Consider the following 21,365-nt stretch of genomic DNA (forward strand, 5'->3'; position numbering starts at 1 on the left):
GAGCGTGAGATGGGGAGATGGCTAACAGCCGGTAGTCGAGAGAGCGTTAGGGCGAGAGTCGGAGGTCGGAGGTCGGAGGTCGGAGGTCGAGGTCGGAGGTCGGAGGTCAGAGGTCAGAGGGCAGAGGGCAGAGGGCAGAGAGCAGAGGGCGGAGGGCGGAGAGCGGAGGTCAGATTTCAGCGGGGAGAGCCACGGACGAAAAAAAATATTCGCTACCGGCGATTCATTTTGTCCGTGTGCGTCTGTGTATTCTGTGGCAAATAATCTACCCATATTCCAGAGTCAAACTTATAAAAAAGCGGATTCCTTTATTCCAAATACCTCTGCCAGTTTATGTCTTGTGCTTTTTCGATACACAGCGCCGTCCTTTTCCCATTTTGCCACAGTCGATTGTTTAACACCTAAACGTTCTGCCAGATCCTGTTGAGTCCAGCCGCGATCGAGGCGTTCACGTTTAACGGGATTCATGAAGATGTATTCTTCCGCTTCTTTCTGATCGTAAAGCGATTCCTCCCGAGCTTCGCGGACAGACCGTAAATCGGATTCATCCTCGAGTCGGTCCATCAGAGATTCAAAGTCTTTTACCGGTAGAACTACAAATTTAACTTTACCTTTTTCTTTAATGGTTTGGTATTCCATAAATTCACCTTTTATAGACATCCCCCCTGGGATTGATAGATACATCGCTAAATTATGTCTTTTAAGGCGATATCGTCAATGCCTAAAAAATGGTAGGTAGCTTCGGCTATGCTAAACTTTTGTTTTTGGATTAGAGGGTGATCGGAGGTCGGAGAGTGGGAGAGGTTTCAGAAGTCAGAAGTCAGAGGTCGGAGGTCAGAGGTCAGAGGGCGAATAGTGATGGGTTATGAGTGATCTGTTATGGGTGAAGGAATAAAAACACATAAAGATTTGCAGGTTTGGCAGGGTAATAAAAATAAGCCACAGACCCACACGGGAAAGACACGGACGTAAAATAATATTCGCTACCGGCGCTTCATTTTGTCCGTGTGAGCCTGTGTGTGTCTGTGGCAAAAAATAAGAATTAGCCGCGGACCCACACGGGAAAGACACAGACGTAAAAAAAGCCTGTTGAATAAGGGCGAATGACCGGTTATCCGCCCGTCAACCGTCAACCGTCAACCGTCAACCGTCAACCGTCAGCGATTTCTCGCGTTTCCCGCATTTCCCGCGCGTCTCGCTCTATCATCATCTATATCCAACCAACAATGACCAAAAAATTCCCAAACGCCATTAAAAAAGAAATGCAGCTTTTGCTGCTGGCAGCGAGACGTCCGCTGGATCGGCAAACGTGCGAGGCGATTCGCGCAATCGCAAGCGAGCCGATCAACTGGACACGCCTGGTCAATATGGCCATTGCCCACAAAACGCCCTATTTGTTGTTTCAAAGCCTAAAAAAGGCTTTCCCGGACGCTATGCCGGCGCATCCGGCACTGAAAGACCTGGAAAAACGCTATTTTCTGCACTTGCGCTACAGCCTGCGCACGACAACCTATCTGCTAACGATTCTCAACCAGTTGGCTGAAAAGGGTATTCTCGCTGTACCTTTTAAGGGGCCAACACTGTCGGCTTTGGCATACGGCGAACCCACCCTCAGACCGATCGGTGACCTGGACGTTCTTGTTGCCAGATCTGATGCCGTTGAAACCGTAGATTTTTTAAAAGCCGGTGGATACCAACCCGAAGTTGAGCTGAATGCTGTGCAGTTCAACGCTTATGTTTCCAAGAAGAACGGACTGGCCCTTTATAATCCAATTCAGCAACTGAGCATTGATTTGCATTGGGAAATGAGCGCCAATTATTCCTTTGTCCCCCTGACCGTGGAACAGTTCAAAGATGAATTGATTGGTTTAGATTTGGGTGGGCAAACGGTTTCCCAACCCCGGATGGAAACCATCCTGGTATATCAATGCCTGCATGGGATGCGTGAGGGGTGGCCGTATGTCGAATCTTTGGCCACGATTGCCGGGCTGATTAGCAGGCATCAACTTTCGATGGATTGGGCTGAGGTGACTCGAATCGCTCAACAATGGCGTTGTCAGCGGATTATGCATTTAGCGTTTTCGTTGGCCGGTGATCTCTTTGATGTCCCCTTGCCGATAAACGTTTCAAAGATGCTATATGATGATCCTGTTGCCAGGCAACTGGCCGATGAAATCAAAAAAGATCTGCTCGGTAGTGTCCATCCTGGAAAAATCAATTCGATGCCCTTTAAATTTTCTTCCCTGCATTTCAGGGTTCGGGAGCGATGGTCGGAAAAAATACGCTACGTGCGTAATGTTCTATTTGGAACAACTGCTGAGGATTGGCGAAAATTTACGCTGGCCGGCAAATTGAGCTTCTTGCATGTTATCCTCAGACCTTTGCGGTTGGGAATGAAGTATTTTTGGGGAATGGGGAGATAATTGAGGTCAGAGGTCAGAGGTCGGAGATCAGGGATCAGAGATCAGAGATCTAACGTCCGTGAAGTCGGAAGACGGGAGTGGGCTAACAGCCGGCAGTTGAGAGGGCGGGAGGGCGAGAGGGCCGGAGAGCGGTTCGTTGCAAATTAAGGATTTTCCGTCTTTTTTCGCCTTCCGCCTACCGCGCTCACGAATTACGGATTCCGCCTAACGCACTCATAGTGTGACCACATGCGCAGGACATGCACCACATGTCGTTCAACGTCGACAGAATAGACGAGCCGATGCTGAATATTAATCCTACGGGAGTAAAATCCCTGGAGATTACCGACCAACTTTTCGTAGCGTGGCGGTGTGGCGAATGGATTCTCGGCCAGCAGCTCAAGCAATTGCCTGGCCGAGTCGGAAAGCCCGGCGCGTTTCAGCCTCTTGATATCCTTGACAGCGTGCTTGGATAAAATGACGGACCAATTCACCAGTCGATCTCACCCAGCGGTGTGCCCTCATCCAGCGGTTCTTTGTCGGCTTTGTGGATGCTTTCTGCCAGACCCGGGATGCGGTTCAGATACAGCGTCTCTTCTATGGCTCGCCAATCGCTTTCAGCAAGAACGACAAAATCACCACCATTTTTGCGTTTGACTTTCAGAACTTCATGATTGCTAATGCAGGCATCCACTTTTTGCTTCAGTGTTTTCCTGAATTCATTGGCTGTTGTCTCGATCATGGTCCCCTCCTCAAGGGTTTGTAGAAACAGTACTGTTTTGCGGTACCGTTTGTCAAGGGGGCCGTGAGCGGTGAAGGGATATTTTTTTAAATCAGCCACGGACCCACACGCACAGACACAGGCGTGAAAAAGATTAGCCACTGATATTGCGTTTTGTCCGTGGCAAAGAAGATTGCATATACTGAGAGACCGTCAGATCGTCAGATCGTAAGGCGGGAGGTCGGAGGTCGGAAAATTGTAAGGCGAGAGGGCGTTAGGGCGTGAGAGCGTGAGAGCAGTTCGTTATAAATGAGGGCAAATTAAGGATGACTCCTTTTTTTCGCCTTCCGACTTTCGCTCTTACGACTCACGGATTACAAAAAAAGGCTGTTGAACAAGGGAGAAGGATCGGTTATCTGCCCTAACGCCTAACGCCTAACGCCTAACGCCTAACGCCTAACGCCATTCAAAAAAATGAATCGAAAGATATTTCAAATCGGGGGCATGACCATCCAGGTGACTGCGGATCTGCCCATGCATGAGCAAACCTTTCATCCCAAGTTCCGCGCGTTTGCAGTAGATGAAGCCGACGAGGCGATGGTTTGTCTGCATCACTGCTTCGGGTCGCCGGATGATTGTGCATGGCTTCCTGGCCGAACGATATACGAACGCTCTCCCTGGCGCATCGATGCCACGGCCGATGGGTTCCACTACACATGGACCTCGGCGTTGCAGGATGATGGCGTATTTCAGCGTCAGGCCCGTTTCAGTCATGATCATAACCGGGGCGTGATCTACAACGATGCCTTGCGCCGGCAGATGTTCCTGGCTGGTGATCTGGGCTCCCTGACCCTTTTTCCCACGGACCAGATCCTGCTGGCCCGGCTAATGGCTGACCGGGATGGGTGCATGGTGCACTCATCAGCCGTGATCCTGAACGGTAAAGGCTATTTATTCGTCGGTCACAGTGATGCCGGAAAATCCACCATAGCCGCATTGCTCGGCAACAGCGGCGAGATTCTGTGTGACGACCGGAACATCATCCGGTGCCTGAATGGGCATTTCCGGCTTTACGGAACCTGGAGCCATGGCGATCTGCCCGATGTCTCCGGTGCATCGGCACCGCTGGCGGGGATCTTTTTTCTCAACCAGGATGATCACAATCACCTGGTCAGAATTCAGGATCTGAAAACCGCTTTCCCGCGGCTGCTGGCTTGTCTGGTCAAACCCCTGGTGACCAATGATTGGTGGGAGAAGAGTCTGGATTTTGTTGCCCGTCTGGTCAAAGCGGTGGCTTTTTACGATCTTTATTTTGATCGTCAAGGTGATGGGTTGCTTGAGTTGTTGGAGTAAGAAGGTTGAAGCTGGGAGCAGAGGGCGTGAGGTCGGAGGACGGACCAGATAGATGGACGATGGACGACCGCTTCGCTGGGATGAGGGACGATATTGGTGAACAGTGAAGGGTGATCCGTGATGGGTGAACAGGGGCGGAAAGATGGTGATCGGTGATCTGTCATCGGTGAGCAGAGAAAGAGTCGGTGGTCGGAGAGCGGGAGAGTGGGAGAGCGGGAGAGTGGGAGAGCGGGAGAGCGGGAGAGCGGGAGTCGGAGGTCAGAGGTCAGCGGGGAGAGCCACGGACGTAAAAAAGACTATTGAATAAGGGAGAAAGATCGGTCATTTGTCCGTCAACCGTCAACCGTCAACCGTCAACCGTCAACCGTCAACCGTCAACCGTCAACCGTCAACCGTCAACCGTCAACCGTCAACCGTCAACCGTCAACCGTCAACCGTCAACCGTCAACCGTCAACCGTCAACCGTCAACTGTCAACCGTCAACCATTTCTCGCGTTTCCCGCATTTCCCGCGCGTCTCGCTCCACCTTACAATCTCACGAACCACGATACCGTAAAGGAAAAAACAAGGACGTAACTTATGAAAACCATACCCGATGAAGGGACCGTTTATGCCATCAGCGACCAGGTCGTCGCCCGAGAAATAGAAGGCGAAATGATTATCGTCCCGATCACCGGCGGTGTTGGCGACATGGAAGATGCCCTTTACACCCTCAATGAAACCGGGCGGGAGATATGGCGCCGAATCGACGGACGGGTTGCATTTGGAGAACTGGTAGCATCCCTGTCAGAACAATATGATGCGCCGATTCAACGCATCCGTGAAGATGTTGCTGCACTGGTTGACACGTTGGTCGCCCAGGGCATGCTGGTGGCGGTTACGGTTGGCTGATACCCGGGCATCGGTCAATGCCCGGCTGGAACTGAGCATGACCAGCAGTATGCTCGCCGGTGTTCTGCAGATGTTGACCCGTCAGGGAAAATCCATTCGTTTCCGTGTTCGTGGGCCCAGCATGCACCCCTTTATCATGGATGGCGATAGGGTAACCGTCTCACCCGCAGATAGCCATGATCTGGCTGCCGGAGATGTTGTTGCCTTGATCCATCCGGGTTCAAAAAAACTGATCCTTCACCGGATTGTCAGGAAAATAGGATCCGACAGATTGATGATCAAGGCGGATATGCAGGCCGCTGCCGATGGCGTGTTCTCAGTCGAGCATGTCGCCGGAAAAGTAATTGCTGTTGAACGGGATGGATGCCGTTTGCGACTTGGCCTCGGCCCCGAGCGCCGCTGTATTGCCTGGCTCAGCCGGATAGGGTTGCTTTCGCCCGTCGCCTGCCGAATCCACCGACTGCTCATACGATAAAAAGCGCCCTAAAGGACCTTGCGCCTCGCAAGAAAAAAGATTACGGCCTTCAACCGTCAGCGATTTCTCGCGTTTCCCGCATCTCCCGCGCGTCTCGCTCTTTCATAAACCGTCTACCGATCACCGATCACCGCCATGCCCCCCCAAGCCCAACCACTCAAACAAATTTCATTTCCCCATTTCAGGTTATGGAGCCGGCCCGAACGGCTGGTCCGGAAACTGTTGACGTTGAATATAGAACTTACCGCTCGGTGCAACAACAACTGCCGGCATTGCTACATCAACCGGCCAGCCAATGACAAAGCGGCTCAGGATGCCGAGCTGAGTGCACGAGAGATATTGGATATCGCCGATCAGGCCGTGCGCATGGGGTGCCTGTGGTGTTTGCTGACCGGTGGTGAACCCCTGCTTCGGGATGATTTCGAACGGATTTATCGCGGATTGAAACAACGCGGATTGTTGGTGTCGGTGTTTACCAATGCCACTTTGATTTCCGATGCCCATGTCGATCTATGGCGGCAGTACCCGCCGCGCAACCTTGAGATATCGGTTTATGGCGTAACACAGGCCGGGTATGAACGGGTGACTCGGCAACCAGGATCGTTTGCAAGATTTCAAGCCGGCCTCAAACGGCTTTGGGATGCTGGATTGAAGCCGAATTTAAAAAGCGTGGTCATGAAATCCAACCTGGTCGAATTTCCTCAGATCGAAAAGTTTTGCCAAAAATACAGCTATGCTCCATTTCGGTTTGATATGCAGCTCCATTTACGCTATGATGGGAACTCCTTAAGAAATTCACAAATAAAAGCTGAGCGACTGGAGCCTCGGACCATTGCGTTGCTGAGTAGTAATCATGCCTTTCCACCCGATAACGGACAGCGAACGTGCTGGCCTATACCGGGTGAACCGCGAAACGGATTGTTTCAATGCGGATGCGGGCTAAATGAGTGCACGATTGGGAGCGACGGACAGGCTCGCTTGTGTTCTTCTCTGGTTGCGCCGGTTGCCACAACAGATCTTAGACGGCATACGCTCGAGTATTTTTGGGAAAATTTAGTTCCACTAGTGCGTCGCATTGATTCCGATAATGGCGCTGTCTGCAGCCATTGCAAGTTTTTACCGTTATGTCAGCAATGTCCCGCACTGACTTATCTTGAGACTGGTCGATTCACCGGCCCCGTCGATCGTTTTTGCCAGGAGGCAAAAGCGCGAGCGGGAAAAGTGGACAATCTTTAATTAATTGAATGGAGGTGATACCCAATGAAAAAACCGTGGAAGAGACCAGAACTGATCGTTTTGGTTCGAGGTAAACTGGAAGAAAATGTGCTGGCCGTGTGTAAAACCGCCAATACAAATGCGTGTCCGTTTATTTCCTGTAATTCATTGAATGGACGGTGTGACGGGCTGGGCAGCAGTTGAACCGATGGTAAGAACAGGCAGAGATGATTGGAAACAGACACTGAGAAAGAAGGAGGAGGAAAAGCGATGAGGCGCTTTTTTTTGATGGTTGCCAGCGCAGCCGTGCTGTTATGGGCAGCTGGCGGCGCAGTAAATGCTGCAACCTATACGTTTGATGACGTTTACACAGAATGGCCTGGATACGAGACGGATCTCAATGGTGAGGATATATACGGTAACCCGGATATCTTGAGTTTGACCGTGGTCACAGACGACTCCGGTTACCTGGAAACAATCACCGTTAATTTTGATGCTGACTACGGATTTGGGCTGTCCAACCAGGGGGATTACAATTCCCTTTTTATCAACTGCCAATGGCAATCCACGGAACAGTATGATAACTGGGACTACTATTTTGATATTGGCAATAGTGGAAGTCTCTTCCCTGCTGTCAGCGGATATGACCTGACCTGGCAAAGCTGGTCGTATACCTATGCTGAAGAAGATGGACAGCGTATCGGACATCCCAACGGCATCGACACCGACTCAATCCTTGTCGATAATGATCTGTGGGAAACGATTATGTGGGGCATCAACAGCGATGGTAGCGAACTTCTGCTTTCATTGAGCTTTACTGAAGAGGCGATTCGATTGGGGGATGAATTTGTCGTTGGGTATAACGAATACTGCGCCAATGACAATTTCTTGGTCACCGCGCAAGTTCCGCTGCCGACCACGATCCTGCTGCTGGGATCGGGACTGGTTTGCATGGCCGGCGTGAGAAAACGCCGTCACGTCTAAATTATAACCCGCGACGTTCTTTATCAATAGACTAAACAATGAAAGCCTTGCGTGCATGCCTGCGCCTGGACCGGGCCGGTCGCTTTGTCTGGCAGGCCGGTCCAGGTTGGTGCCTGGCCAATGCGGTGCTGGTGATTGTCCAGGGACTGCTGCCCCTGGCGGCACTTTATTTGTTAAAGCGAATTGTGGATACCACCGCGGCCATGGTCGCAGGGTCGGGCCAGTTACAATGGGGCAATCTTGGCACCCTGCTCGTTCTGGCCGCTTGCGTTGCCTTGGCGGTCGATATCGGCCGCCAGGTTGGCGATCACGTGAGCAAGGCTCAGGCTGCTGTCGTGGCTGACCACGTGTTTGACCGGATTCACCAGCAATCCATTCTGCTTGATCTCGCCTATTACGAAAATCCGGCTTACTTCGATACCTTGCATCGTGCGCAGGCAGAGGGTCCCTATCGGCCCACCCAGATCGTTAACGGGCTGGTCGGAGTGATCCAAGGGGCCATTTCCCTGTTGGCCATTAGCGGGCTGCTGGTCACCTTTCATCCCATCCTGCCGGTGATGCTTTGCGGCGCGGCCCTGCCTGCCGTGGCCGTCCGCTACCATTTTGCCGGCCAGCACTACGCTTGGCAGCAGCGCCGAAACCGCGAGGAAAGACAGGCCCGCTACTATAACTGGATGCTCACCGGCGAAACCCATGCCGAAGAGATTCGCCTGTTCAATCTGGGGCCCCGGTTTGCCGATCGCTTCAGACAATTGCGGCATCTGTTGCGTAGCGAGTCCCTGATACTGTCCCAAAAACGCAGCTTGGCCGAGGCTGGCGCTCGGGCCATATCAACGGCTGTTCTTTTCAGTCTGATGGCCTGGGTTTGTGTCCGTACCGTCAGCGGGGCCATCACCATCGGCGCCATGGTGATGTTTGTCCAGGCATTTCAGAAAGGCGCCGGTTTCCTGGGGCAGCTATTGGGCGGGCTGTCTGATTTGTATGAGAATCAGCTTTTTCTAACTCAGTTTTTCCGATTCATGACGCTGGCACCAGCCATTGATACGCCTCTTAACCCCTTGCCGGTTCCCACGCCTGTTCAGGCGGGCCTGACTGTCGAGCATTTGAATTTTCGATACCCGGCAGGCGAACAGGTGGTTCTAAAAGATATCAGCTTCACGCTGGCGCCAGGAGAAGTGGTGGCCCTGGTGGGAGATAATGGTACCGGCAAGACAACCCTTGTGAAACTGCTCTGCCGTCTTTATGATCCCAACTCGGGCAGCATTACGCTTGATGGCCAGGACATTCGCGGATTTGATCCTGTCGACTACCGTCGGCGATTCAGTGTGATCTTTCAAGACTTTATCCAATACCAACTCACTGCCCGGGACAATATTCAATTTGGAAATACAGCGCTAGCGGCGGGCACAGAAGCGATCAAAAAGGCGGCAACCAAGGCCGGTGTGGCCAAAACCATCGACGCCTTGCCTTTGGGCTACGACACGGTACTGGGAAAACTGTTCGACAATGGCCGGGAATTGAGTGTCGGGCAGTGGCAGAAACTGGCCCTGGCGCGGGCATTTTACCGCGATGCCGACATCGTTGTCCTGGATGAGCCAACATCCGCATTGGACGTGAAAAGTGAGTACGCCCTGTTTCAGGCGTTTCGCGAGTTGCTCGACGGCCGATCGGCACTGATCATCAGCCATCGTTTTTCCACCGTGCGTCTGGCCGACAGGATCCTGGTTTTGGAAAACGGCTGCATCGTCGAAAGCGGATCCCATGAACAGCTGATGGCGCTTGAAGGACGGTATGCGGAGATGGTTTGTACACAGGCGGACAGGGATTGAGAATTGATAATGGAGAATGGAGAATGGAGAATGTAGCTGGAGTCAGAGGTTAGAGGTTAGAGGTCGGAGGTCAGAGGTCAGAGAGTCAGAGAGTCAGAGAGTGGGAGAGTGGGAGAGTGGGAGAGTGGGAGAGTGGGAGAGTGAGAGAGTGAGAGAGTGAGAGAGTGAGAGAGTGAGAGAGTGAGAGAGTGAGAGAGTGAGAGAGTGAGAGAGTGAGAGAGTGAGAGAGTGAGAGAGTGAGAGAGTGAGAGAGTGAGAGAGTGAGAGAGCGGAAAGATGGTGATCGGTGATCAGTACTCGGTTAACAGAGAGAGGGAGAGGTCTGACAGCCGGCAGTCGAGAGGGCGTTAGGGCGGGAGAGGGAAAAGATGGTGATCGGTGATCAGTGATCCGTGATCGGAGAACAGAGAAAAGAGTGGGTGTGGGTTTCGGAGGTCGGAGGTCGGAGAGCGGGAGGACGACAAAAAAAAAGGCTGTTGAACAAGGTAGCAGGATCGGCTATCTGCCCTCACGCCTCACGCCTCACGCCTCACGCCTTACGCCTTACGCCTTACGCCTTACGCCAACCGTCAACTATTTCTCGCGTTTCCCGCATTTCCCGCGCGTCTCGCTCTATCACCAACTGTCAACTTGCTGAAAGCTAATCGCGAATTCCGGAAAAGAAAAAGAAATCAATGCTTTTAAAATCGTTTTGCACCATTTGGGTTGTCTTTTTTTTGATTATTGCTCCTGTGTGGCCGGTTGCCGCAATGGATGAAACCGATGATGGGGCGCCGCCTTCCATTGGTGGTGAGATATTCGGGAAACGAGGCGGGTATATTCACGGTTATCTGTCCGTGGCGGAGCGGTGGACCGATAATCTTTTTTATACCTCTGATGATACGGACAGTGACTTTGTAACCCATGTCACCCCTGGTATTCGCCTTTCCCTGCCGGGCACCAAGGAGGATCTGTTGGCGATCTCGACCGCCACCACGTCTCCCGGCGGCTTGACCTTTGATCGCCTGGCCGACCCTGAGAACCGGCAATTCCAGGCCTACCTGTCCTATTCTCCGGAGATGGAGTTCTACCATGACCATTCAGACGAGAACACCACCACCCATTCGGCAAATGGTTTGGTCCGCTATCGCGTGCGCAGCAAGTTGACCCTGGAGGCCTATGACCGTTATATTAACGGTTACGAGGACTACAACAGCGGGCGGCGGAGTGTCCGGGACGACTACCAGTACAACCTTCTGGGAATGGCCGCTGATTACGATTTGTCCTCAAAACTGTCACTGCGCGGCAATTACAGGCACTTCATGGTCGATTATGATTCCGCCGAGAGCGACAATCGGAACCGGACGGACAACAGCCTGGCAACGTCTGTGTACTTCCGCTTGCTGTCCAAGACTGCCTTGCTTGCCCAGGTTGTGTACACGGATCTGGGATACGACACACAGTATTCCTACCAGAAAGATTCCACTGATTGGCGTTACTACGGAGGCCTGTGGTGGAACATCACGGCCAAATCCCGGGGACAGATCAAGATCGGTATGGGCCGGCGGGATTACGATGACGGCAGCCTGTCGGCAGAGGATCGGCTGATTTACGAAGTCCTGATCGACCATCATTTTACGCCCAAGACTTCCATTCGGGTCAATGCTTACAGGCGCCAGAATGAAAGTTCGATCTACAGCTACGACAGTGTCCTGACGCATTTTATTCATCTGGGTTACCTGCAGAAGATGACCGCGCGTATCCAGGCATCCCTTGATCTTGAATATGAAAATGAGGCTTATGAAGGGAGAGCAGATGCAGCCAGTGCCGGCTATTATGATGACCTGGACTACGATACCTATGCAGTGATTCCGGCAGTCAAGTACGCTCTTAATGGCTGGCTATCCATTGGGCTCGAGTATTGTTATGAAAAGCGTGAGGCCAACATTGACTACTGGAATTACACCAAGAATCAGATTGTGGTTCGGTTGACCGGCGCAATTTGAGGGATGGGTGATGGGTGAACGGTCAATGATGATCAGACAGGGTGTGCGCATTACCTATCAACGGATAACGATAGAAAAAAGGTTATGAGCCAAATGAAAAAGGTAAGCTGGATAACAACGGTCGTTACCCTGATCTTTCTGGCAGGCATCGCGAGTGCACAGGATTATGTCATCGGTCAGGGTGATGTGTTGACGATTACGGTCTATGACAACGACGATCTGGCCACCACGGCGCGGGTAAGTACCCAAGGGAGTATTCGGATGCCCCTGATCGGGCAGGTCGAGGTGGCCGGACTACAGGTCTATGAGGCCACCAAAAAAATCAGCGATCTTTATGCAGACGGCTATCTGATTGAACCTCAGGTAGCCGTTTTTATCAAGGAATTCAGGAGTCGCAAGGCAACCATTTTGGGGGCGGTGAAAAATCCGGGCCTGCATGAGCTGCGGGGGCACATCACCTTTTTAGAAGTGGTTTCCACCGCCGGCGGATTCACTGAGAGTGCCGGAGACGTGGCGATTGTCAAACGCCAGAAGAACGGTGATGGTTTTGATCAGGATGTGATCGTGATCGACCTTAAAAAGCTTGTGGAACAAGGCGATTTATCCAAGGATATTCCCATTCAAAACGGTGACCGGATCTACGTCAAAAAAGCGCCGGTGTTCTATGTAAGCGGTGAAGTCAAAAAGCCTGATGCGTACAAGTACGAGCAGGGCACCACGATTATCAAAGCCGTTACCCTTGCCGGTGGGTTCAGCGACAAGGCCTCGCCCGGCAAAGTTCGCATCGTGCGTAAGGAGGCGGGGCAGGAAAAAGTGTTTAATGCCGTTAAGATGGATGCGCCGGTACTCCCGGATGATGTGATTGTTGTGCCGGAGAGTTTCTTCTAAATATCGTGAACGGTGAAAGGGGGATGATGAATAAGCATAGGCCGATTATCCATCGCCCATCACCCATGACTCATCACTCATAAAAGAGACAGCCATGATCAATGAATACGAACCGATTGAGGAAAAAGAGATCAATCTGCGGGATTATATTCAGGTGGTTCGCAAACGAAAAAAAGTGGCCATTGCATTTTTTATTATCACCAATGTTATCGTTGCCTTGTATGTCTTCACAGCCACGCCCCTTTACCAGGCTTCAGCCAAATTGCTCATTGAAAAGAATGAACCCAACCCCTTGAGCAATTACGGCTATGTGGCCTACGACCCTGATTTTCTGGAAACCCAGACGCAGATCATCACCAGCTCTGCGGTGGGACGCAAAGTGGTTCGTCTGCTGAATCTGGAACAAAGCTATGATGCTTTTTTTACCACCACCAAAGATCGCTTTTCACCGGTAAGCGCCATTTACAGCCTAATCCGCGGTGTGGGTAAAATGGTGGCCGGCCTGTTTTCTTCGGAGACCGGCACGGCTACTGCGATGATGGCCGGTGACAATGGGTCGAGATTGACACGCGAGGACGAGCTCGCCATGGTGGTCAGCGGTGGCATCAGTGTTTCACCGGTGCCCGAGAGCCGTGTCGTCAATGTCAACTACACCTCGCCCAACCCGGTCCTGTCCCGCATGATTGCCAATGCCGTATCCAAGGCCTACATCGAGAAGATTCTTGACATGCGCATGCAGTCGGCGAGTTATGAAATCGAATGGATGACCGGCAAGGCCGAGGAGGAACGCATCAAGCTCGAGCAGGCCGAGGCCGAGTTGCAGCAGTATATCAAAGACAAGGATATCGTTACCATTGAGAACCGGCTGGCCGTTACCCCTCAAAAACTCTCTGCTCTGACCAGCCAGTTCACCCAGGCGGAGACCCAGCGCAAACAACTGGAGGCGGTTTATCAGAAAGTCATTCAAATGAATGATCGGCCGGAAGCAGCCCTGACCATCCCGGTGGTAGCCGACAACCCGACGGTTCAGTCGATTCGTACCCAGATGCTTGCCACCGAACAGAAAATCAGCGAATTAACGAAAAAATACGGCCCCAAACACCCGGTGATGAAACGAACCCAGGCCGAGCTGGAGTCGCTTCAGGCAAAACAGGAACGCGAGATCCGGCATGTGATCGATACGGTCAAAATCCAGTATGAACTGGCCCAAAAAAATGAAGCGGACATGGCCCAATTGCTGGCCAGCACAAAAAGCTCGACCATGAACATCAACGAGCACTTCACTCAGTACGAGCACTTGAAGCGCAAAGTGGAAAACGGCCGTCAGCTCTACGATGCGCTGGTAAAAAAAATCAGTGAGCAGCGGGTGACGGATCGCGCTCAAACCACCGACGTTTGGGTGGTGGAGGAAGCGCCCACACCCGAGGTGCCGGTGTCCCCGAACAAAAAACGCAGTCTCCTGCTCGGCCTGTTACTGGGGACCATGGGGGGGATCGGCCTGGCCTTTTTTATCGAATACCTGGACAACACGGTGAAATCACCGGACGATGCCCAGGAACGTTTCGGTCTGCCGGTTTTGGGCACGGTGCCCCGACTGGAGCCGAAAGAGGGAGATATCGAGAAGATCCTGCTTTCAGCGGAACGGTCAAATTACGCCGAGAGCTTTAAAACGTTGCGCACGGCGATTATGCTTTCCTCGGCCGATGCGCCACCCAAAGGGATTCTCGTAACCAGCATGCTGCCGGAGGAAGGCAAGACCACCTCGGCCGTTAATCTGGCCATTTCTTTTGCCATGACCGGCAAGCATGTTTTGCTTGTCGATGGTGATCTGCGCAAGCCGCGCATCCACAACGTTTTTTCCCTGGATAATTCGCGCGGGTTGAGTACTTATCTGGCCGGCGCCTCGGAATCGTCGATCTTTCAAAAAGGACCGCTTGAAACGCTGACCATTCTCACGGCCGGTCCCTTTCCTCCCAATCCATCCGAATTGCTTACTTCGGAGAAACTGCCGCGTTTGATTAAGGCCGCCCAGGAGAAATTCGAATTTGTGATTTTTGATTCGGCGCCTATCATGACCGTTACCGATGCATTGATTCTCAGCCGTCTGCTGACATCCACCCTGGTTGTCATCCGCTCTTCGGCAACCCCTTACGAAGTTGTCAACAAGGGGCTGGAACGGCTGAAGGATGTAAATGCGCCGTTGCCCGGGTTGGTGATCAATGATTTCAATTTTAGCAATGCTGCATCACATTACTACCATTACTATCGTTATGATTACTATACCCAGGACCCGGATTAGCCCAAGACGCCTTCGGCCGGCGATGTGATGATTGATCTGCACTGTCATTTACTCCCCCGATTGGATGATGGGCCCACGACGTTGGCCGAGACGTTGGCCATGGCCCGGTGCGCTGTGGCTGATGGTCTGCATACCATTGTGTGTACGCCCCATGTGCCTTGTGCCTTGGCGGGGCAGGCAACGGTGTGCGCCTTTAGTACCCGCATCAAAAAAGGGCTGGCGGCGTTGCACCACCGACTGGAGCAGCTCGGTATCCAGCTTCGGGTGGTGGCCGGTGGAGAGGTCCCTTTGGGAATGCCACCGGCACTCTGCCAGCGCTTCACCATCAATGGCGGGCGGTATGTGCTGATCGAACCGCCCCCCATGGATTTGCCGGCCGATGCCCACCAAACCGTTTTCGGTCTGGTCATGGCCGGCCTGATTCCCATCATTGCCCATCCGGAAAGAAATCCCGCCGTTATTGAAAAACCCAGCCGGCTTACCGACCTGATTCGGTCCGGTGCCTTGGTCCAGATCACTGGTGGTAGCCTGCTGGGCGCATTTGGCGGGTATGCCCAGGCATGCGCCAAATATCTGCTGAAAACCGGTTGGGTCAGTTTCCTGGCTTCGGATGCGCACGCCTCTGATCATCGGCGGCCAATGCTGTCCAAGGCCCTTGACGCTGCCGCGCGTATTGTCGGCGAGTCGGCCGCCGGCCGTTTGGTCCGCCACAACCCCCAGGCCGTGCTGGATGAGAAACCCTTGGCACCACCGATTTGATATTCAACCATGACTTCAACCGTCTTTTATCTATATCTTTTTTTGCTGGTTTTCTCGCCGCCAGCCTTGGGCAGGGTTCAGTTCTGGTCTCTGTCCATGTTTGAAATCGTTTCTTTTACAGCCCTGTGCCTGCTGATGCTCAACCGTCATCGGCACGGTGCTCCGTTGGTTCGTGTGCCCGGTTTGTTGCCGCTACTTTTATTCGCCGCCTATGGATTGTTTCAACTGATTCCATTGCCCACCGCCATGGTGGCGCTGATTTCGCCTATGAACTATCAGTTCCACCAGCAGACCTTGGGACTCGTTCAGCCAATGGCGTGGATCCCACTGAGTTTAAGTACCCGGGCCAGCCAGTCCGAACTGCTTCGACAATGCGCATATATCGCATTTTACGTGGTTTCCGTTCAGCTGTTGGCCAACAAACGATACTTGAAAATCGTGCTGGTCACATCAACTGTTTTCATCGCGCTGCTGGCTTTATTTACCATTGTCGGCCGATTCAACGATAACGGGTTGCTGCCATGGATAGAAAGTGCAGGCGCCACCGGTCTTTTTGGGCCTTGGGTCCACCATAGCCATATGACCGGCCTGCTGATTATGATGCTGCCGGTGATTTGCGCCCTGTATTTTATTGGCCGACCGCCCATCCGATACCAGACATGGCTAAGGTCGTTCACCGAAATGATAAAAGCCCCCTGGCGCCGTACCGATGCCCTTTTGGGCCTGGCCGCCGGGCTGACCTGGACGGCCATTTTACTGACTCGTTCGTGGCCGGGAATGATTGCCGGATGCCTTTCCATGGGCCTGCTGGGCAAGCTGTTGTGCATGAGAAACGGCATGCGTCAGCGGATCATGCCGCTGGCGTTGGCGGTCGGCACAGGGCTGTTTTTCATGCTCGCGGGATGGTATGGGGGGGAACCGATTGTCGATGAACAAGGCTGTTTGCAAGATCGGCAATCGCTTATCTGGCGCGACAGCTTGAAGATCGTTGGTGATTTCCCGGTTACCGGAACCGGGATCGGTACATTTGGCGATATTTATCCCGCCTATCAAACATTTTCCGGGACGCTGAACAACAAATTTGCGTACAACGATTACCTTGCCTTGGTAGCCACCGGCGGGCCGATTGCCGTGATGCTTATGGTGTGGTTCATGGTCAGCGTGATACGTTCAACCTACGCGGCCTTCCGGCAGCGCCGGGACAAGACCTGTCGTTTTCTATACCTGGGCGCCACCGCCGGCGTGGTGGGCATCGGCACCTTCAGTCTGTTGGACATGGGGCCGCCGATTGGCGTGAATGGGCTTTACTTTTTCTTTTTGTTCAGTTTGCTGGTTTCGGCGGCACACACACGGCTTCAGGTACCGCACCAGGCGAGCACAAGCACGTTGGAAAAAATATCCGTTACCGATTTCAGGCCGTTTTTGCTGCTCGCAGTCGGTGTCTTCGCCCTTTGCCTGTTGAATGTCGTCAGTATCATTGCCGCCGATAGACACTTTCGAGCCGTGGCGCCCCGGGTCCTATCCGAGCACCCAATTCTCCAAGAGCGAAAGATGGCTATCAAGGCGCATCTTGACGCTGCCGCCGGTTGGGATCCCTTGGAAAGCCGCTATCCATTAATGCTTGCCCGCATGGCCGAACATGACAAAGATGATAGCTTGGCCGAGCATTACTACTTCAAGGCGTTGCGGTTTTTCCCCATATCCAGCGATGTTCTAACGGCGTATGGTTCCTTTTTGGGACAGACCGGTCAATTGGAAATGGCCGAGCAGATGATGCTATCCGCTATCCGTTTTGCCCGGCAACGCCCAAGGGGGTATCAGGCTTATGCGAAGTGGCTGGTGAAGAATAACCGCACGGATGAAGCCATGCAAAAGATGCGTGAAGCCATTACCCGTTCACCGACAGACGTCAGCTGGCTCATCCATGACATGGCAGCCTGGGGCCTTTCCGATAATGTCATGCGAGCGGGTATTCCGGATCTGGCCGGTCCCTGCCTGGCTTTTGCTGAACATCTGGTGGCACGCGGTAACACCGATCTGGCAATATTTTATTATCGAAAAGCGGTGGCAGCCGAAGCAGGGGCCAAACGGCCCACTGCCGACCCATTTGTTCAGGCGCATCGTTTTTATGTGAGCCAGAACCGCTGGCTTGAAGCGCTGCAGGTATTACAGCAGGGCGTCGACATCCTGCCCCAAAACGTTACGCTGCGCCTGGCCCTGGCCAACGCCTATGAACACCAGGGGATCACCTACCGGGCCGAAGAAGAATATCGCCAAGCCTTGATCATCAACCCCAAAAGCTTTCAGATCAAGGCCGCCATCGATCGATTGGCGGGCAGTTGAGGCGTTGGTGAGTTGGTAAGCTGTTAGGCGGTCATTTTTTATTACCTCACCAACTCAATAGCTCACCAGCTTAAGGCTCTGTTCACCCCCATCACCCATCACCCATCACCCATCACCCATCACCCATCACCCATCACCCATCACCCATCACCCATTACCCATTACCCATCACCCATCACCGATCCTCCCCCCAACCTTCCGATTCTCTCCACTCCATCCACCGTCAGTGTCACCACCGTCCAGTTTTCATCCACGATGCCGGAGAGCAGGTAGGGCCGATGGCGGTCCAGTATATGGCAGAAACGTCGGTAGGCGTCGGGAAAAAACGTGGTTTCCACGATACCGGTGTCATCCTCGAAAGTGAGAAATTGCATGGGATCTTTGTTGCGGGTGTGGACCACCTTGCCGGTGACCAGCCAGCCGGCAAAGCTTACCCGCTGGCCTTTCCGCCGGGCCAGTTGATTGGCCTTGACCGTGTGCCGATGACCGATGGCCTTACTGAACAGGGTGATGGGATGCTGGTGGCATAAAAAACCCAGTACCGCATACTCCCGGCGCAGGCGAGCCATGGGGTCTTCGGGCGGAAAAACAGGGGCGGGGGGATGGCTTGCCGGGACCGGCCGAAAGGAGAAAAGATCGGCCTGGCCCTGAATTTGCTTTTGATGCGCCTGCCAGCGGGCCAGGGCCCACTGCAGGCGTGTGCGGGACTGATCCGTATCCAGGCTGTCCAGGGCACCGCAGTGGATCAGGGCCCGGGCCTCGTCATGGTCGGGGCAGACCCGTTTCAGAAAATCAGTCATGGTCGTGAACGGACCGGTCTGCCGGCAGGCGATGATGGCCTTGCAGGTGGTATTGCTCAGCCCGCCCACAGCCATCAGCCCCACCCGCAGGCGCTGTTCCTTGCCCTCCCACTGGATCTGGCTGACATTGATGTCCGGCGGATCGATAACCAGTCCCAGACGCCGGGCCTCGGAGACATAGGCGAAGGTACTGTAAAATCCGCCCTGGTTGCTGATCACCCCGGCCATGAATTCCGCCGGGAAATGGGTTTTAAGAAAGGCAGCCTGGAAGGAGACCCGGGCGTAGGAGGCGCTGTGGGGTTTGCAAAACGAGTAGCCGGAAAAGCTCATCATCATCTGCCACACCGCGGTGGCCTGCGCCGCCGACACGTCCCGGGCGGCGGCACCAGCCATGAACCGGTCGTGGTAATCGTCCAGTTGCCGCTGCCGATCTTTTTTGGCGATGATTTTACGCAAGCCGTCGGCCTCGGCGTCGGAGAATCCGGCCAGGGCCACGGCAGCCCGGGAGACATCTTCCTGGTAGACCATGATACCGAAAGTTTCGTCCAGTACGTCGGCTAAAAGGGGATGGATGGGATCCCACGGGGCGCCGTGCAGGCGTTTGAGGTATGCCTGGATATACGTGTTGGCGGCCGGGCGGATGATGGAGGAGTGGATTACCAGGTGCTCGAAGTCGCCGTTGCCGGCTTTCTGGTGCAACAGGCGCATGGCCGGGCTTTCAATGTAAAAGCAGCCCATGGTCTTCCCGCGCGCTACCGTTCGGCGGGTGTCCGGATCATCTTCGGGCGTCCAGTGGGCCTCGTCAAAGGCGATGCCGTTGGCCCGCATACCGGAAAGGGTGTCACGGATCACGCCCAGGCTGCGGTTGCCCAGAAGATCGATTTTTACCAGGCCGGCATCTTCGGCGCCGTCCTTGTCCCACTGCATGACCGGGACGCCCTTGGGCGCGTTTTCGATGGGCACGTAGCGGTCGATGGCCCTTGGTGTGATCACCACCCCGCCGGGATGCACGGACAGGTAACGCGGGATACCGATGATCCGCTGGGCCAGGGCCATGATTTGGGGCCAGGGCTGGGCGAAATCCAGGTGGCGGGTTTCCGGGCGCTGGCGCAGGTTGCCTATCAGGCCGGCATCCAGTTCTCCCTGACGCCAGAACCAGGGCAGCCGCCGGGTAATCTTTCCGATCTCGGCTTCGGGCATGCCGAATACTTTGGCGGTTTCCCGCAAGGCCATGCGCGGCTGGAACAGGATGTGGCTGGCCACCATGGCCGCGCGGCCGGCGAACCGATCCAGCACACCGTCGATAACCGCATCGCGTTCATTCCAGGCAAAATCCACGTCAATGTCCGGCGGATCACTGCGTCCGGGATTGAGAAAACGGCCGAAGTAAAGGTTGTGCTTGACCGGACAGACATTGGTGATGCCCAGGCAATACGCCACCAGTGAGGCGGCAGCCGACCCCCGACCGCAGGTGCGCGGGCTTTGGGCGACAATCTTTTTGACCACCAGGAAATAGGCTGAAAATCCCATGCGGGCGATCGTGGCCAACTCGTGCTCCAGCCGATCGACCACGGCTTCGCCCAGTTCCGGTCCGTATCGCCTGCGGGCACCGGCAACGGCGGCCCGGCGCAGGCAATCGTCGGCGCTGCGGCCGCTTGCATCTTCCCAGGGCGGCATGACCAGCCCGAACTCAGGGCCGCTGAAGGTCAGCTCGCCGGCCAGACGATGGGTCTGGTCCAGTGCTTCCGGCATGGTGGCAAACCGCCTTTGGTATGCTTGCGGCGGGGCCAGCCAGGCATCGACCGGGGCTGTGTCGCCGGAGGACAGCCGGGAAAGGGCCGTGTTGCCGGCGATGGCCCGTAGCAATCGGTGGACGTTGTATCCGTCCGGGTGCAGAAAAAAATTGCCGGGTGTGGCCACCAGCGGCAGACTTAATTGACGGGCCGTTCGTACCAGGGGATGGAAGGGCGAGGGCGCCCGGCGCGGCAGGGCGGCCATGGGCTGGATGCCGGCCCGGTGCCAGGCGGCCAGCAGATCGCTATGACCGGTGAGGACTTGCAGACCATCTGCCAGGGGCGGCAGGCCGGCCGTCAGGTCAAAGGCCGGGTCCTGGTGACGCCGGGTGATCAAACGGCACAGGTTGGCATAACCGTCGGCATTCTTGACCAGGCAGACAGCCCGTCGGCTGGCCTTGGGATCGGTGATTTCGGCCCCTACGATGGGGGTGAGTCCTTCCTCCCGGCAGGCATACAGAAACGGCCACAGGCCGTAGAGGTTGTCCGTGTCGGTCAGGGCCAGCCGGTTGTAGCCCATTTGCCTGGCCGCCCGGCAGATGGCCGCCGGCGAGTCGGTGCCCCACATGAGAGAATAGTGGGAGCGGAGGGTGAGGGGAATCATGGTTGCAGGATGACGGACGAGGGA

The 21,365-nt window shown here is 54.3% G+C and carries 18 protein-coding genes; 14 read left to right on the forward strand and 4 right to left on the reverse strand.

The features are described 5' to 3' along the window. Positions 1–288 precede the first annotated feature (288 nt). Entirely contained in the window at positions 289–639 is a 351-nt protein-coding gene (locus Dvar_RS18770) for a helix-turn-helix domain-containing protein (RefSeq protein WP_419663342.1), read from the reverse strand. Between the two features lie 464 nt (positions 640–1,103). Here Dvar_RS18770 and Dvar_RS18775 point away from each other — a divergent pair, with 464 nt between their 5' ends. After that, positions 1,104–2,423, forward strand: a complete 1,320-nt coding sequence (locus Dvar_RS18775) for a nucleotidyltransferase family protein (RefSeq protein ID WP_419663344.1) — start codon at positions 1,104–1,106, stop codon at positions 2,421–2,423. A gap of 191 nt (positions 2,424–2,614) precedes the next feature. Here Dvar_RS18775 and Dvar_RS18780 read toward each other — a convergent pair whose 3' ends face one another. Together Dvar_RS18780 and Dvar_RS18785 are read right to left on the reverse strand one after the other, a co-directional pair. Then, positions 2,615–2,896 (reverse strand): Txe/YoeB family addiction module toxin, encoded by a 282-nt coding sequence (locus Dvar_RS18780; RefSeq protein WP_419663345.1) that lies wholly within the window; start codon positions 2,894–2,896, stop codon positions 2,615–2,617. After that, the gene (locus Dvar_RS18785) at positions 2,893–3,144 is read right to left on the reverse strand and encodes a type II toxin-antitoxin system Phd/YefM family antitoxin (RefSeq protein ID WP_419663347.1); all 252 of its coding nucleotides are present in this window, start codon (positions 3,142–3,144) and stop codon (positions 2,893–2,895) included. Before Dvar_RS18785 ends, Dvar_RS18780 begins: the two co-directional genes overlap by 4 nt. A 453-nt stretch (positions 3,145–3,597) precedes the next feature. On the opposite strand from Dvar_RS18785, the gene Dvar_RS18790 reads away from it, so the two are divergent. From Dvar_RS18790 to Dvar_RS18850, 13 genes are all read left to right on the forward strand, one after another. Beyond that, the gene (locus Dvar_RS18790; RefSeq protein WP_419663348.1) at positions 3,598–4,476 is read left to right on the forward strand and encodes a hypothetical protein; all 879 of its coding nucleotides are present in this window, start codon (positions 3,598–3,600) and stop codon (positions 4,474–4,476) included. A 325-nt stretch (positions 4,477–4,801) separates the two neighbouring features. Continuing rightward, positions 4,802–5,032, forward strand: a complete 231-nt coding sequence (locus tag Dvar_RS18795; protein WP_419663350.1) for a hypothetical protein — start codon at positions 4,802–4,804, stop codon at positions 5,030–5,032. Positions 5,033–5,055: 23 nt separating this feature from the next. Beyond that, positions 5,056–5,367 carry a PqqD family protein gene (locus tag Dvar_RS18800; protein WP_419663352.1) on the forward strand — a complete coding sequence of 104 codons (312 nt, stop codon included), beginning with the start codon at positions 5,056–5,058 and terminating at the stop codon, positions 5,365–5,367. Further along, positions 5,360–5,842 carry a S24/S26 family peptidase gene (locus tag Dvar_RS18805; RefSeq protein ID WP_419663354.1) on the forward strand — a complete coding sequence of 161 codons (483 nt, stop codon included), beginning with the start codon at positions 5,360–5,362 and terminating at the stop codon, positions 5,840–5,842. Before Dvar_RS18800 ends, Dvar_RS18805 begins: the two co-directional genes overlap by 8 nt. A gap of 135 nt (positions 5,843–5,977) precedes the next feature. Next, complete coding sequence (locus Dvar_RS18810) at positions 5,978–7,078, forward strand: radical SAM protein (RefSeq protein ID WP_419663356.1); 1,101 nt, start codon at positions 5,978–5,980, stop codon at positions 7,076–7,078. A 24-nt stretch (positions 7,079–7,102) separates the two neighbouring features. Further along, positions 7,103–7,261, forward strand: coding sequence for a hypothetical protein (locus Dvar_RS18815; protein WP_419663357.1), 159 nt, complete (start codon positions 7,103–7,105; stop codon positions 7,259–7,261). A 66-nt stretch (positions 7,262–7,327) separates the two neighbouring features. After that, on the forward strand, positions 7,328–8,041 hold the full coding sequence (locus tag Dvar_RS18820; protein ID WP_419663358.1) for a PEP-CTERM sorting domain-containing protein: 714 nt from the start codon (positions 7,328–7,330) through the stop codon (positions 8,039–8,041). Between the two features lie 38 nt (positions 8,042–8,079). Continuing rightward, positions 8,080–9,870: an ABC transporter ATP-binding protein gene (locus tag Dvar_RS18825; protein WP_419663360.1), complete on the forward strand. Its 1,791-nt coding sequence runs from the start codon at positions 8,080–8,082 to the stop codon at positions 9,868–9,870. A gap of 749 nt (positions 9,871–10,619) precedes the next feature. Then, the gene (locus Dvar_RS18830) at positions 10,620–11,855 is read left to right on the forward strand and encodes an outer membrane beta-barrel protein (RefSeq protein ID WP_419663362.1); all 1,236 of its coding nucleotides are present in this window, start codon (positions 10,620–10,622) and stop codon (positions 11,853–11,855) included. Positions 11,856–11,948: 93 nt separating this feature from the next. Next, entirely contained in the window at positions 11,949–12,743 is a 795-nt protein-coding gene (locus Dvar_RS18835; RefSeq protein WP_419663364.1) for an SLBB domain-containing protein, read from the forward strand. Between the two features lie 94 nt (positions 12,744–12,837). Beyond that, entirely contained in the window at positions 12,838–15,042 is a 2,205-nt protein-coding gene (locus tag Dvar_RS18840; RefSeq protein ID WP_419663366.1) for a GumC family protein, read from the forward strand. Positions 15,043–15,069: 27 nt separating this feature from the next. Further along, on the forward strand, positions 15,070–15,801 hold the full coding sequence (locus tag Dvar_RS18845) for a tyrosine-protein phosphatase (protein WP_419663368.1): 732 nt from the start codon (positions 15,070–15,072) through the stop codon (positions 15,799–15,801). Positions 15,802–15,810: 9 nt separating this feature from the next. Next, a complete protein-coding gene (locus Dvar_RS18850) occupies positions 15,811–18,144 on the forward strand; it encodes a hypothetical protein (protein WP_419663369.1) in 2,334 nt (777 codons plus the stop codon). 161 nt (positions 18,145–18,305) lie between these two features. Here the strand turns inward: Dvar_RS18850 and Dvar_RS18855 are convergent, their stop codons facing one another. Further along, positions 18,306–21,341 (reverse strand): DNA polymerase III subunit alpha, encoded by a 3,036-nt coding sequence (locus Dvar_RS18855; RefSeq protein WP_419663371.1) that lies wholly within the window; start codon positions 21,339–21,341, stop codon positions 18,306–18,308. Between the last annotated feature and the right edge of the window lie 24 nt (positions 21,342–21,365).

The organism is Desulfosarcina variabilis str. Montpellier (genome assembly GCF_048565275.1).
GTDB lineage: Bacteria > Desulfobacterota > Desulfobacteria > Desulfobacterales > Desulfosarcinaceae > Desulfosarcina > Desulfosarcina variabilis.